The following is a 12,843-nucleotide window of genomic DNA, read 5'->3' on the forward strand; positions in this document are numbered from 1 at the left end:
ATATGGCGAAGGACAAGGCAAAGGACGACGGCAGCTGGGGCAAGCTTATCCGCGACATCGTGGTGATCCTGCTGCTCGTGCTGGGCATCCACAGCTGCGTCGCCAAACCATTCTATATCCCGTCCGATTCGATGATGCCGGTGCTGCGCAACGGCGACCGGCTGATCGTGAGCAAATTTCCCTATGGCTGGTCCTACGCCTCGGTCAGCTTTCACCTCGCACCCAAGACGGCGGGCCGCTGGTTCGCCAAGCTGCCCGAACGCGGCGACATCGTCGTGCTCGAACATCCGGTCACCCGGGTCGATTATATCAAGCGCGTGATCGGCCTTCCCGGCGACACCATCCAGCTGAGCAACGGCGAACTCAGCATCAACGGCAAGCCGGTGAAGCGCGAAGTCCAGCCGCTGCTGTCGATCCCGGTCGACCCGAACCTGCCCAGCGGCGACAGCAGCCTCGACCGCTTCATCACCCGCGGCGCTGACGGGCGCGAAACACTCGAACTGCCGATTGTGCGGGAAACGCTGCCCGGCGGCGCGACCTTCGACACGATCGATATGGGCCCGGGGTACACCACCGACGATTATGGCCCGATCAAGGTGCCCGCCGACCATCTGTTCCTGATGGGCGACAACCGCGACGGCAGCGCCGACAGCCGGGTCGACACGTCGCAAAAGGGGTTGGGCGGCCCCGTGCCGTTCGACGTGATCGCGGGGCGGGCCGAGATCATCAGCTTTTCGACCGACGGCACCGCGGTGTGGTACAATCCGCTCAGCTGGTTCAATGCGCTGCGCTCGAGCCGCGCGGGAACCGACTTGCGGCCCGAACGTAGCAGCACAGCAAAATAGGGAGCGCGGGCATGGTGGAGCGGGTCGAGCGAAAAGAACGCGCTCAGGCGCGCGCTAAGGCGACCGCCAACGCCCCCGGCCCCACCGAAATCCGCAGCCATCTGGTCCGCACCGAATTGCTAAAGGCCAGCGTGTGGCTCGGCCTCGCGCTGCTGATCGCGGCGTGCGTCGTGCTCATCCAACCGATCCTGCTGATCTTTGCGGCGATCGTCATGGCGTCGATGCTCGACGGCGGCACGCGCCTGCTCGGCCGCATATTGCCGATCGCGCGCGGCTGGCGGCTCGCGATCGTGTGCCTTTCGCTGCTGGCCTTTCTGGCGTGGACCGCGATGTTTGCCGGATCGCAGATCGCGAGCCAGGCGGCGACGCTGCAACAGGTCATCATGTTCCAGGTCGAACGGATCGCGGCCTGGGCCGCCGATCATGGCATGGGCAATTTCCAGATCGATACGAAGACGATTGCCGACAATATCGCGGGCACCGTGGGCCGCGTCACTGCCGCGGTCGGCACGGTGCTGGGCGCGCTGACCAGCCTGGTGATGATTGTCGTGCTGGGAATTTTCATCGCCATCGAACCGCGACTGTACGAACGCGGGGTCGCCTGGATGCTGCCGATGAAGCATCGCGAGAATTTCTATATCACCACCGCGCGCATGGGTTTCACCCTCCGCCGCCTGATGGCGGGCCGCCTGCTCGGCATGCTGGTCGAGGGTATCGGGACATGGCTTGCGTGCCTCGCGGTCGGCATCCCGATGGCCGCACTGATGGGCCTCCTCACCGGCCTGCTCGCCTTCATCCCCAATATTGGCGCGATCGTGTCGGGGGTGCTGCTGGTCCTCGTCGGCTTTTCCGCAGGGACCGATGCCGGACTATGGGCGATCGTCATCTATCTGGTGGTGCAGACCGTCGATGGCTATCTGATCGTGCCGATGGTCGCGAAAAAGACCGTCGACCTTGCCCCTGCCCTGGTGCTCGGCGCGCAGATCCTGCTCGGCGCGCTGCTCGGCATCATGGGGCTGTTCCTGGCCGACCCGATCGTCGCGATGATCAAGGTCGCGCTGGAGCGCGAGGCGGAGAGGAATGCCGGGGCAGCGCCCAAGGATGTGAAGGCGGCGGCAGTGTGAAAACCGTCGCCCCTCTTTTCAGTTCGTCATCCCGGCGAAGGCCAGGATCTCACCCGATCGTTCTAACGCAACGGGCGAGATCCCGGCCTTCGCCGGGATGACGGGAATAACCGGGATAACGGAAATCAGGGTCAGGGCTGCGGCGCACCCGGCGGCGGACCCGCGGGAGCAGCGCCGCCCGGCGCACCCTGCATCATCTGTTGCTGCTGCATCATCTGCTGCTGCATCGCGCGAACCTCGGCCTCCGACCGGTAGTCGAGCAGGGTCACGGTAAAGTGCAGCGTGCTGTTCGCCGGGATCGGCCCGGTCGCGCGGTCGCCATAGCCAAGCTGCGGCGGAATGGTGATCTTGTACTCGCCGCCCTTCTTCATCCGGGTCAACGCTTCCGAAAAGCCGGGAACGACACCCGCGACCTGCATCGGCGCCTGTTCATTGGCGTCGAAGACGGTGCCGTCGTCCAGCTTGCCCTCATATTTCACCAGCACGACATCGGCGCGGGTCGGGCTCGCACCGGTGCCTTCCTTGACGACTTCGAACCCGATGCGCGGAGTCATGTGCCAGGCAAAGGCCGCGCCCGCGACCAGCAGAGCCGCAAGGCCGAACCACATCAGCCACAGGCCGCCCTTGCTCACCGGACGCAATGGAACCGTCGTTACGCTCATCTTGGATGATCCTTCCGCTGCCCCGGCCGGGGCGAAAATGCTGGCGAGGCCTATAGGCGGAGCGGAGCGCGGCGGTCCAGAGACAATATGCGTGCGTCGTGCTGGTCCGGCTCCTGCCGGCTTCGAGGTGGTTGCAGAACGGCTGCTTTTGGCCCAGCTTTGAAAAATGCGATTACTACCCTGCCTGTTCCTGCTGTCGGTGAGCACGGTAGCAACAGCATCCATACCAACGGGCAAAAACCACGGACAATGGCTTGTAACCAGCATATCCAGTGTGGATGGCGTTCATGGCGGCGATGCTTCGGTGATATTGGCTCAGGGTGATGAGCATAATGACCTGGAGGTTCGCTGGAACGAAGGAAGCGCCTCGGTCAATGTGTCGATGTATATCGACGAGTGTGTGGGAGAGGAGAGCTTCGAAGCATCCTATTCCGTGGCGACAGATAAATGGCTGCAGATGTCGGATAAAGAAGTTCGGACGCGGCTACGCGCGAACATCCTTATCTGGTTGGATCGGGTCAGGCGCACTTGTGCGTCGACCCCGAGATTCAAATTGAGGGCTTTGGACGCGGCCGCCAAAGATTTCACCGACAGATTGCGAGGCTTCGCAGGATATTCTGAATAAAGCTCACCGAACAACTGACTTCGGGAATCCCTGATCGTGCCGAATGGCCGCAATCGAGAGCCGACCACCCCGCCAGCCCCCGAACGAAAAAGGGCGCCGCGTTGCCGCAGCGCCCTTTTCACGATCAGGATCCCGAACGGGAGACGGTCTTACTTGATCCCGTCGCGTTCCATCCGCTTGCGCTCCATCTTGCGGGCGCGGCGGACGGCGGCGGCGTGTTCGCGCGCGCGCTTTTCGCTGGGCTTCTCGTAATGACGGCGCAGCTTCATTTCGCGATACACGCCCTCACGCTGCAGCTTCTTCTTGAGCGCGCGAAGGGCCTGGTCGACATTATTGTCGCGAACGATGATCTGCATGTGCCGTGTCGTCTCCGGTTCGTCCAACGATGAACGGCAACCGGTTATCCGGTCCGCCATAAATCGCCGATATAAGGGCAATAAAAGAAGCGCCGCGAACCCGCGACGTTCCGATGGCTGCGCCGATAAGGGGATTCGCAGTAAAATGCAAGCCCCTGCGCGGCAAAAGCCCCTGCCCCTGTGTCCAGAGCCCTAGCCCGCTTGCGGGATTGTGTCGCCCCCTCGCCTTGTGGCATAGGTAGCAAGACGAAACTAACATCAAAGGGACAGGCCATGGCGACGCAGCTCAAGCGCAACAGCAAATATAGCGAAGCCGAGTGGACGGCGCGGCTGGAACTGGCCGCCTGTTACCGGATTTTCGCGATGATGGGTTGGGACGAGCTGATCTTCAATCACATCACCGTCAAGGTCCCCGACGAGGAGGGTTCGTTCCTGATCAACCCCTATGGCATGCATTTCGGCGAGGTGAATGCGTCGAGCCTGGTCAAGATCGACATCGACGGCAACAAGGTTGACGCGGACAATCCCTGGCACGTCAACAAGGCCGGATTTGTCCAGCACAGCCTGTTCCACCGGGTTTTGGCCGACGCGCACGCGATCATCCACACCCATACAACCGCCACCGTCGCCGTCTGTTCGCTGGAAGGCGGCCTGCAGCCGGTGAATTTTTACGCCTGCAATTTTCAGGGGCAGCTCGCCTATCATGATTTCGAAGGTGTCACGGTTCGCGAGGAGGAAGGCGAGCGGCTCGTCAAGAATCTGGGCGACAAGCGCATCCTGATGCTGAAAAATCACGGCCCGGTCGTGATGGGCAAAAGCTTACCCGAAGCCTTTATAAAATATTGGTCGCTGCAACGCGCCTGCGAGCATCAGATGGCAACGCTCAGCATGGGCAAGCCGATCACCGTCAGCCCCGATGTCATCGCGGTTCACCAGCGCGACCTTTACATGGCATCGCCCCCGGGCGGCGCGGGCCGGATGGAATTCGACGCCATGGTGCGCAAGGTCGACAAGATCGACGCAAGCTGGCGTGACTAATCCAGCGGTGACGCTAAACCGGGCGACATGACACGATTCTCGGTCAACGACCGCCCGGTCGAATATCGCATGGAACCCGACACGCCTTTGCTGTGGGCGCTGCGCGACGCGTCGAACCTGACAGGCACCAAATATGGCTGCGGCACCGGCGAGTGCGGCGCTTGCACCGTCGACATCGACGGCGAGCCGATTCGCAGCTGCATGGTCACCATTGCCGAATGCGAGGGCCGCTTCGTCACGACGATCGAAGGCTTGTCGCGCGACCGTAGCCATCCCGTCCAGCAGGCGTGGGTCGCCGAACAGGTGCCGCAATGCGGCTTTTGCCAGTCGGGGATGATCATGGCCGCGGCCGCGCTGCTGCGCGCGAACAGCAACCCCAGCGACGCCGAAATCGACGCGGCGATGACCAACATCTGCCGCTGCGGCACCTATCCGCGCATCCGCACTGCGATCCGCCGCGCGGGCCGGGTGCTGCGCGGCGAGGAGCGGATCGCCGCCGCGCCGCCGCCCGGTATCCGACCCGACGATGCCGCGCGCGCCGTGCCTGCACTGCGGCTACCCCCCGGCAGCTGAACCCGTCCGTTCATCTAGCTGAACCGCAGGCAACAGCATGGTTCAGCCGCCGATCATCTTGCCGCCGGTAACTAACGATTCATCATCCCGGCTGGCCTCTCCAGCAATCGGGACATGAGTTGGAGAATGGCGAGATGAAAAAAATGTTCGGAGGGTTGCTGATCGCTGCAACGGTCCTGACCCCCATTGCCCCGGCCGCCGCCCAGGCATCGGGCGAGCGTATCCAGTTGGCGCAGCGCGGCGACGGCGATCGCGGCAGCCGCGGCGACCGCGGTCCGCGCGGCCCCGAAGCCCGCCGTGGCAACGGCGGCGCCGAAGCGCGCGTCCAGCGCCAGCAGAGCCAGCAACCGCGCGCCGAGCGCCAGCAGCGCAGCGAAACGCGCCAGCAGCAATGGCAGCAGCGCGGCGATCGCGGGCAGCGCGACGCGCAGCGCCAGCAGTGGCAGCAGCGCAGCGAACAGCAGCGCGCGGTCCAGCAGCGGGAGGTCCGCCAGGGCGGCGCCTATGACCGCAACAACGACGGCCGGATCGACCGTCGCTGGGACCGCAACCGCAACGGCCAGGTCGATCAGCGGTACGACCGCAACGACAACAACCGCGTCGATCGCCGCTATGACCGCAATCGCGATGGTGACCTCGACCGCCGCTGGGATCGCAACAACAACAATCGCATCGACCAGCGCGACCGGCGTTACGACCGCAATCGCGACGGCCAGATCGACCGGCGCTACGATCGCAACAACAACGACCGCGTCGATCGTCGCTACGACAATCGCCGGAACAACTGGAACCGCTCGTGGCGCGACGATCGCCGCTACAACTGGCGCGACCATCGCCAGCGCTATCGCAGCCACTACCGCCTGCCGGCCTATTATTCGCCGTACCGCAACCACCGCTACACGCGGTTCAGCATCGGGTTCAGCCTGGGTTCGCTATTCTATGGCAGCCGCTACTGGATCAACGATCCCTGGTATTACCGCCTGCCGCCGGCATACGACGGCTATCGCTGGATCCGTTATTACAACGACGCGATCCTCGTCGATACGTACAACGGCCAGGTCGTCGACGTGATCTACGATTTCTTCTGGTAAGTCCTTTCGATTACCCGAAGACAAACTTGAGGGGCCGACCTAGTCGGCCCCTCTTTTTGTGCGTAGCGCGTCGCGTGCGCCCGATTGCGGACGTATCTTCTCCCCTCCCTTTTAGGGAGGGGCTGGGGGTGGGTAGCCGCCGAAGGCGGCATTCTGCCTCGGCTCGCTTCGCTCGCACCCACCCCTAACCCCTCCCTGGAAGGGAGGGGAATGGCTTAAAACCACCCCATATCCGCGCCCGTCGATCTACGGCTGGCCCGACCGGTTCACCCACCCTTTCCCCTTGCCGTCCACGGCCCGACGCGTCACGATGCCGGATCAGGACAGGGGAATCTTCATGCGAAAATACGGAATGCTTGCGGCGCTCACGCTGGCGCTGCTTGGCACCGCGGCGAACGCCAAGACCACGGTCATCTATGCCGGGCGCGTCATCACCGATGCCGACAAGCCTGCGCAAGGACCATCGACGATCGTCATCACCGATGACCGCATCACGTGGATCACCGCAGGCCGGAGCGCCCCGCCCGCCGATGCGACCGTCGTCGATCTGGGCGACAAGACGCTGCTTCCCGGCCTCATCGACCTGCACGTCCATCTGACCGGCGACCCCGGCGAAGATTTCCGCAGCGCGGCCGTCGAGCCAGACGAATGGGGCGTCGTTGTCGGCGTGAAAAATGCAGGCATCACGCTGCGCGCGGGGTTCACGACGGTGCGCGAGGCGGGGTCGGCGCAAAATACGGTGTATTCGCTGCGCCGCGGTACCGCCGCGGGCTTCATCACCGGGCCGCGGATCATCGCCGCCGGTCCGGCGCTGTCGATCATCGGCGGGCATGGCGACATCACCGGCTTTCGCGAGGACGTCCATGACGTGCTCGACCAGGGCTATACCTGCACCGGCGCGCTCGAATGCGCCGAAAAGGTCCGCAAGGCATCACGCGCGGGCGCCGACATCATCAAGATTACCGCAACCGGCGGCGTGCTGTCGCAGCAAGGGCGCGGGCTGGAGGGGCATTTCACGAGCCCGGAGTTACAAAGCATTGCCGACACCGCCCACTCGCTGGGACTGAAAGTCATGGCGCACGCCCATGGCGCGCGCGGGATCGAGGCAGCGGCGGCGGCCGGGATCGACACGATCGATCATGGCACCTTTGCCGATGATGCGGCGCTGAAGGTGATGAAGGCGAAGGGCACCTATCTGGTCCCGACCCTGATGGCGTTCGAGGGAATCCGCGAGCGGCTCGGCAAGGGTGTTTATACCGCGACGGTCGAGGAAAAGGTCCGCATGACGCTGGGCAGCGTCGGCAAGGCCGTAACGCGCGCCAAGGCGATGGGCGTCCCCGTCGCCTTTGGCACCGACGCCGGGGTGTTCGAACATGGCCGCAACGGCGGCGAATTTGCGCTGCTGGTCAAGGCGGGTCTGACCCCGCGCGAGGCGCTCGCGAGCGCGACCACCGTCGCCGCCAAGGCGTTGTCGATGGAGGGCGAGATCGGCCGCATCGCGCCCGGCCTGTCGGCGGACATGATCGCGGTCAGCGGTGACCCGCTTGCCGATGTCACGGCGCTGGAAAAGGTCGACTGGGTGATGGTGCGCGGGCGGGTTGCGGATTGATTTGCCATAGATCGTCATCCCGGCGCAGGGTGTTTAAGCAGCCCGCCGCACCCGCCCGCGCGCCGCTACCCCCGTTTTCGGCCCCAGCAGTGCGTCCAGATCGATCGCCTCGGCGAATTTGACTCCGACGCGATTGCCCGCCGACCAGCGCGCCTCGGCATCGAATGCCTGATCGGCGCCGAACTCCAGCGTCAGCGGCGTGCCCGGCGGCACATTCCACAATCCCTCGACCAGCGCGCCGCGCGGCGACATGTTGCGGACGATCGCTTCATATTGATGCCCGCCGCTCGCGACCTGGATCGTCCGAAAGATCGTGGTCCGCGGCTCGCGCGCGCATTTATAGCCCTGCGCTTCGACCCGCCCGCCGCCATCGCGCAGCAGCGCGAGAACCTCGGCCAGATCCATCGGGCGCCCGTAGATATAGCCCTGGACGTGGCTGCACCCCAGCCCGCGGATCAGCACCAGATCGTCATGCGTCTCGACCCCCTCGGCGGTCGTTTCCATCTTGAGTGCGGTGGCCAGCCCGACGATCGACGAAATGATCGCGCCGTTCATGCTGCTCGGATCGGCGGCGCCGAGGACAAAGCTCTGGTCGATCTTGATCTTGTCGAACGGCGCCTTCTTCAAATAGCCGAGCGCCGAATAGCCGGTCCCGAAATCGTCGAGCGCCAGCCGGACCCCTGTGCGTTTCAATTTCTGGAACATTGCGAGATTTTCAGGGCTCTCGTCGAGGAACACCCCTTCGGTAATTTCCAGCTCGAGCTGTTCGGGGCGAATCCCCGCCGCCGACACCGCGCTCAGGATCGTCGCCGGCAATTTCTCGTTGGCGAACTGGCGCGGCGAGACGTTTACCGCGACGCGGTACCCCGGACCGAGCAAGGCGATGCTCGCGCAGGCGGTGCGGATGATCCATTCTCCGATCGGCACGATCAGGTTCGATTCCTCGGCGATCGGAATGAATTTCGACGGGCTGATCATCCCGTCGCGCGCGTGGTGCCAGCGGATCAGCGCTTCGAAGCCGGTGATCCGCTCGCTGCTGACGTCGACGATCGGCTGATACAGCAACCGCAGCTCGTCCTTGACCAGCGCGTCGCGCAGCGCGTCTTCGATCGCCTTTCGCTCGCTCGCCTGATTATGCATCGCGTCGGCATAGAAACGATAGACGCCGCGCCCGGCATCCTTGGCGGCATAAAGTGCGAGGTCAGCGTTGCGGACCAGCGCCGACGCCGAAACCCCCTGCCCCTCCGACACCGCGATGCCGACCGAACAGCCGATACGGACCTGCTCGCCCTCGATTGAAAAGGGCTTGGCGAGGCTCAGGATAATCGCATTGGCGATCCCGGCGAGCTTTTCGGGCTGGCTCAGCTGCGGCACGACGATCTGGAACTCGTCGCCGCCAAGCCGCCCGACCTGCCCCTTGTCGCCGACGATCTGGGTCAATCGTCCCGCGACCTGTTGCAGCAACTGGTCGCCGACCGGATGGCCGAGCGTGTCGTTGACCGCCTTGAACCGGTCGAGATCCATCAGCAGCAGCGCGCACGGCTGCGGCTGGCCGATATGACTCTTCAGCGCGCGTTCGAGCAGATCGGTGATGTGCGGCCGGTTCGCGAGCCCGGTGAGCGTGTCGTAACGTGCAAGCTGGTTGATCTCGCGCTCCGACCGTTTCTTGTCGGTCAGGTCGGTGCCGCTGCCGCGAAACCCCTGGAAATTGCCAAGTTCGTTGCTGATCGGCTGGCCCGAGATCGACCACCAGCGTTCTTCGCCCGCAACCGCCGCCTGCACCGTCAATTCCTTGAACGGGGTGCGCGACGACAGGCTGAAGCCCAGCGTGCGCTCCTCATTTTCGTCGTTGCCGATGCGTTTGCGGATGATGTCGGTGAACGGCTGGCCGAGCAGCTCCGACACCGGACGCCCCAGCCGCGCCGCGACCGTCGCCGAGATATAGACCAACTGGCCATGACGGTCGGTTTCCCAGAACCAGCCGCGTCCGGCGCGTTCGAAATCGCGCATCAGGTTGAGCGCCCGTTGCTGGTCGCTGACCGACACTCGCGCCGCGCGCGTTGCCCGGCGCTGGTGGCGAATATCTTCGCGCATCATCACGATCAGCAGGGCGAGAAAGACACAGCCCGCCATCGCAAAGGGCCACGACGCGATACCGATTGCGCCCCCCAGCGCGGTCGCACCGGCAAAGGCGAAAAAGGCAGGACGTGCAATCGCGGCCGCCGATGCCGCGACGAGCAGCGACCCGATCTGAATCGCGGTGAAGGCGTCAAAGCTGTGGCGACCGTCGGATATCGCGACCGCGGCGAACATCGCGGCGGCGTTGAGCAAACTGCCCAGCAGGATCAGCGCCATGCTCGCCGCCACCAGCCCCCGCAATCTTTGTTGCAGCGCGGGGCTCGGGCGCCGCATCATCTGGCCGACCACCGTCAACACCAGGTCGAAAAACAGTCCCACCGCCATGACCAGCCATTGCAGCGGCTGATCCAGAAACCCGGCGACCCCCGGCACAAATGCAAAAGTGAAAAACGCCAGAACCCGGCCGATGAGGACATAATGCCACAGCTGGGCGACGCGCAGCAGTCGCGTGACGAATTCGGGTGAATCAAAGATCGATTCGCCCGTCGTCACGTCGCCGACCGTTGGCCGGATGATGCTACGCCGATCCCCCAATGTCCCGCTTGTCCTGCTCGTCTGGTCCGTCCGGTGCAGTGGCCGGAGAGGGGTTGCCAATTCCTTACCGCGGGCCGCTCGTTAACCCCGTTACTGTGCCAAAATGGATGCTATTCCGTTTCGCATCGCAACTTGTTATAGAGCCGCATGCCCGCCGTCCGCCTGCTCCCGCCCGACCGTTTTTTCGACCGCAACCAATGGGCGGCGATCACCACCGCGTCGCGCTGGCGCGGAATCTGGCTGGTTGCCCATGCATGGATCGTCAGCATCGCGCTGGTGGGGCTGGCCGCATGGTCGCACAACCCGCTGGCGTGGCTGGCCGCGATCGTCTTCGTCGGTGGGCGCCAGCTTGGCCTCGCGATATTGATGCACGACGCGGCGCACGGCCTGTTGCACCCGGTGCGCAAGACCAACAATTTCCTGGGCCAATGGCTGACCGGCGCCGCGATCGGGTCCGACCTCATCGCCTATCGGACCTATCATCTTCAGCACCACAAATTCACCCAACAGGCCGAAGATCCCGACCTGGCGCTGTCGAAGCCCTTCCCCACCACCCGCGCCAGTCTGGGCCGCAAGATAGTGCGCGACCTGACCGGCCAGACCTTTTTCAAGCAGCGCATCGCACAATTCGGCTTCGCGCTTATCGGGCTGAAGGCGATGCTGCGCGGCGAAACCGCCAAAAAGGGCCGCGCCAGCACCACCGCCGGGACACCGTTCAACAAGCAATCGGACGACGGCGTGACGTCACCGACCGCCGATGTTGCGGGCGCGATGGCGGTGGCGCGCGCGGTTGGGCGGTTCCTGCTGATGCAGGCGGTGCTGCTCGCCGCCTCGCTCGCGCTCTACGGCTGGACTCCCTATCTGCTGTGGCTTGCGGGGCTGGCGACGACCTTCCAGCTTTACCTGCGCATCCGCAATATCGCCGAACATGCCTGTACGACGACCGGTAGCGACGATCCCTTCACCCATGCCCGCACCACGCACGCCGGCTGGCTCGCGCGCGCGACGGTCGCGCCATATTGGGTGAATTATCACGCGGAACATCATCTGTTCATGGGGGTGCCCTGTTATCGGCTGGCGCAGGTTCACGCAAAGCTGGGGCACGCCGGGCGCCATGAAACGATGACGATCGCACCCAGTTACGCCGCGGTGCTGCGGCAGGTTACGGCGGGATAGGCCACGAAAGGGTCAAACCGTAGCCCTGAGCATGTCGAAGGGCGCTTATCGGATAGGCGCCCTTCGACAGGCTCAGGGCTACGGTTCCAAATGCGAAAAGCCTGTCCTCTACTGCGCGACGAAGCGCGCCCCGGCGCGGTCCTTCACCGTCGTCGCCGGGTCAAAGATCATCCCGTTCATCGCGATATAGACCCCCGGCGGCAAAATCTGCGCCGCGGCCAAGGCAAAGCCGACGTTGAATTCGGCGTCGCTGGCGCGCACCGATGCCGGCTGCATCGCGCCGGTCATCACGATCGTCTTGCCCGCGATGCCCGCCAGCATCCGGCCGGTGACGACCATGGTATCGGTGCCATGGGTGACCAGGATGTGCGACGCTTCGCTATTCTCGACCGCCGCCCGGATCGCGGCCCGATCGGCGTCATCAAGTTCCAGGCTGTCCTTGCGCATCAGCTGCGTCACGCGGTGCGGGACATGGACATTATTCTCGCGCAGCAAATCGGGAATTGCCGTCGGCCCGATCTGGAATTCGGACAGCGCGTCAAAATAGACTTTGTCGATCGTCCCGCCGGTGGTGAAGATTTCGATCATGCGCATTCGTCGTGCACCGCCGCCGCCGGGGTGCCGTCGGGCGCGGCAAAGGGCTGTTTGAATGAGAAAGCGGTTGGCGTCGGGCCGTTGGCGGCGAGGCTGTCGATCCGCGCCATGCCTTCGGCCACGGTGGGCCGATGCCCGGCGGGAACCCACCACAGCGCCTGAAACACATCGATGTGATCGAACCACTCCTTGCGCCGACGCATGATTGCCAGATGTTCGGGTGCGCGATAAACGAACGCCGCCAGCGCATCGACGTCGCGCCAAACCGACATGTTGGCGATGACGTGCGGATCGTCGGTCACGGCAACGTCGGTCGCGTCATTGCCTTCACCGACCAGCCGCCAGACAAAGCCGTCGCTTGCCTCGGCAATCGCGTTCACCGCATCGAGCGCGTCCATGAAATCGCGGTTGGCGACATGATCGGCGGGCAGACGAAAACGCGCGATATTGATCTGCGCCAACTCATAAGCCGCCATG

13 protein-coding genes are annotated in these 12,843 nt (G+C 64.2%); 8 read left to right on the top strand and 5 right to left on the bottom strand.

Annotated features, from left to right (window positions below; genetic code table 11):
* Positions 1–2 precede the first annotated feature (2 nt).
* Both lepB and SPYCW_RS10435 read left to right on the top strand, forming a co-directional pair.
* A complete protein-coding gene (gene lepB / locus SPYCW_RS10430) occupies positions 3–845 on the top strand; it encodes a signal peptidase I (protein ID WP_120216719.1) in 843 nt (280 codons plus the stop codon).
* A gap of 11 nt (positions 846–856) precedes the next feature.
* On the top strand, positions 857–1,969 hold the full coding sequence (locus tag SPYCW_RS10435; RefSeq protein WP_120216720.1) for an AI-2E family transporter: 1,113 nt from the start codon (positions 857–859) through the stop codon (positions 1,967–1,969).
* Positions 1,970–2,100: 131 nt separating this feature from the next.
* Here SPYCW_RS10435 and SPYCW_RS10440 read toward each other — a convergent pair whose 3' ends face one another.
* Positions 2,101–2,631 carry an FKBP-type peptidyl-prolyl cis-trans isomerase gene (locus SPYCW_RS10440; RefSeq protein WP_120216721.1) on the bottom strand — a complete coding sequence of 177 codons (531 nt, stop codon included), beginning with the start codon at positions 2,629–2,631 and terminating at the stop codon, positions 2,101–2,103.
* A gap of 166 nt (positions 2,632–2,797) precedes the next feature.
* On the opposite strand from SPYCW_RS10440, the gene SPYCW_RS19000 reads away from it, so the two are divergent.
* Positions 2,798–3,256, top strand: coding sequence for a hypothetical protein (locus SPYCW_RS19000; RefSeq protein WP_172595474.1), 459 nt, complete (start codon positions 2,798–2,800; stop codon positions 3,254–3,256).
* A gap of 149 nt (positions 3,257–3,405) precedes the next feature.
* Here the strand turns inward: SPYCW_RS19000 and rpsU are convergent, their stop codons facing one another.
* The gene (gene rpsU / locus SPYCW_RS10455; protein WP_037510267.1) at positions 3,406–3,612 is read right to left on the bottom strand and encodes a 30S ribosomal protein S21; all 207 of its coding nucleotides are present in this window, start codon (positions 3,610–3,612) and stop codon (positions 3,406–3,408) included.
* A gap of 273 nt (positions 3,613–3,885) precedes the next feature.
* Between rpsU and SPYCW_RS10460 the strand changes: the two genes are divergently transcribed.
* The 4 genes from SPYCW_RS10460 (at position 3,886) to SPYCW_RS10475 (ending at position 7,923) form a co-directional block, all read left to right on the top strand.
* The gene (locus tag SPYCW_RS10460; protein WP_120216723.1) at positions 3,886–4,650 is read left to right on the top strand and encodes a class II aldolase/adducin family protein; all 765 of its coding nucleotides are present in this window, start codon (positions 3,886–3,888) and stop codon (positions 4,648–4,650) included.
* Between the two features lie 27 nt (positions 4,651–4,677).
* Positions 4,678–5,223, top strand: a complete 546-nt coding sequence (locus SPYCW_RS10465; RefSeq protein WP_120216724.1) for a (2Fe-2S)-binding protein — start codon at positions 4,678–4,680, stop codon at positions 5,221–5,223.
* 134 nt (positions 5,224–5,357) lie between these two features.
* Complete coding sequence (locus SPYCW_RS10470; protein ID WP_120216725.1) at positions 5,358–6,314, top strand: RcnB family protein; 957 nt, start codon at positions 5,358–5,360, stop codon at positions 6,312–6,314.
* Between the two features lie 337 nt (positions 6,315–6,651).
* Positions 6,652–7,923, top strand: coding sequence for a metal-dependent hydrolase family protein (locus SPYCW_RS10475; protein ID WP_120218243.1), 1,272 nt, complete (start codon positions 6,652–6,654; stop codon positions 7,921–7,923).
* Positions 7,924–7,956: 33 nt separating this feature from the next.
* On the opposite strand, the gene SPYCW_RS10480 is transcribed toward SPYCW_RS10475, so the two are convergent.
* Positions 7,957–10,554, bottom strand: a complete 2,598-nt coding sequence (locus tag SPYCW_RS10480; RefSeq protein WP_232014673.1) for an EAL domain-containing protein — start codon at positions 10,552–10,554, stop codon at positions 7,957–7,959.
* 189 nt (positions 10,555–10,743) lie between these two features.
* Here SPYCW_RS10480 and SPYCW_RS10485 point away from each other — a divergent pair, with 189 nt between their 5' ends.
* Positions 10,744–11,772 (top strand): fatty acid desaturase family protein, encoded by a 1,029-nt coding sequence (locus SPYCW_RS10485; protein ID WP_120216727.1) that lies wholly within the window; start codon positions 10,744–10,746, stop codon positions 11,770–11,772.
* A 108-nt stretch (positions 11,773–11,880) separates the two neighbouring features.
* On the opposite strand, the gene SPYCW_RS10490 is transcribed toward SPYCW_RS10485, so the two are convergent.
* Positions 11,881–12,360: an asparaginase domain-containing protein gene (locus SPYCW_RS10490; RefSeq protein ID WP_120216728.1), complete on the bottom strand. Its 480-nt coding sequence runs from the start codon at positions 12,358–12,360 to the stop codon at positions 11,881–11,883.
* The gene (locus tag SPYCW_RS10495; RefSeq protein WP_120216729.1) at positions 12,357–12,842 is read right to left on the bottom strand and encodes a DUF3291 domain-containing protein; all 486 of its coding nucleotides are present in this window, start codon (positions 12,840–12,842) and stop codon (positions 12,357–12,359) included. The genes SPYCW_RS10490 and SPYCW_RS10495 overlap by 4 nt, the downstream gene beginning before the upstream one ends.
* Position 12,843: the final 1 nt, after the last annotated feature.

The sequence above is a fragment of the Sphingopyxis sp. EG6 genome (genome assembly GCF_003609815.1).
GTDB lineage: Bacteria > Pseudomonadota > Alphaproteobacteria > Sphingomonadales > Sphingomonadaceae > Sphingopyxis.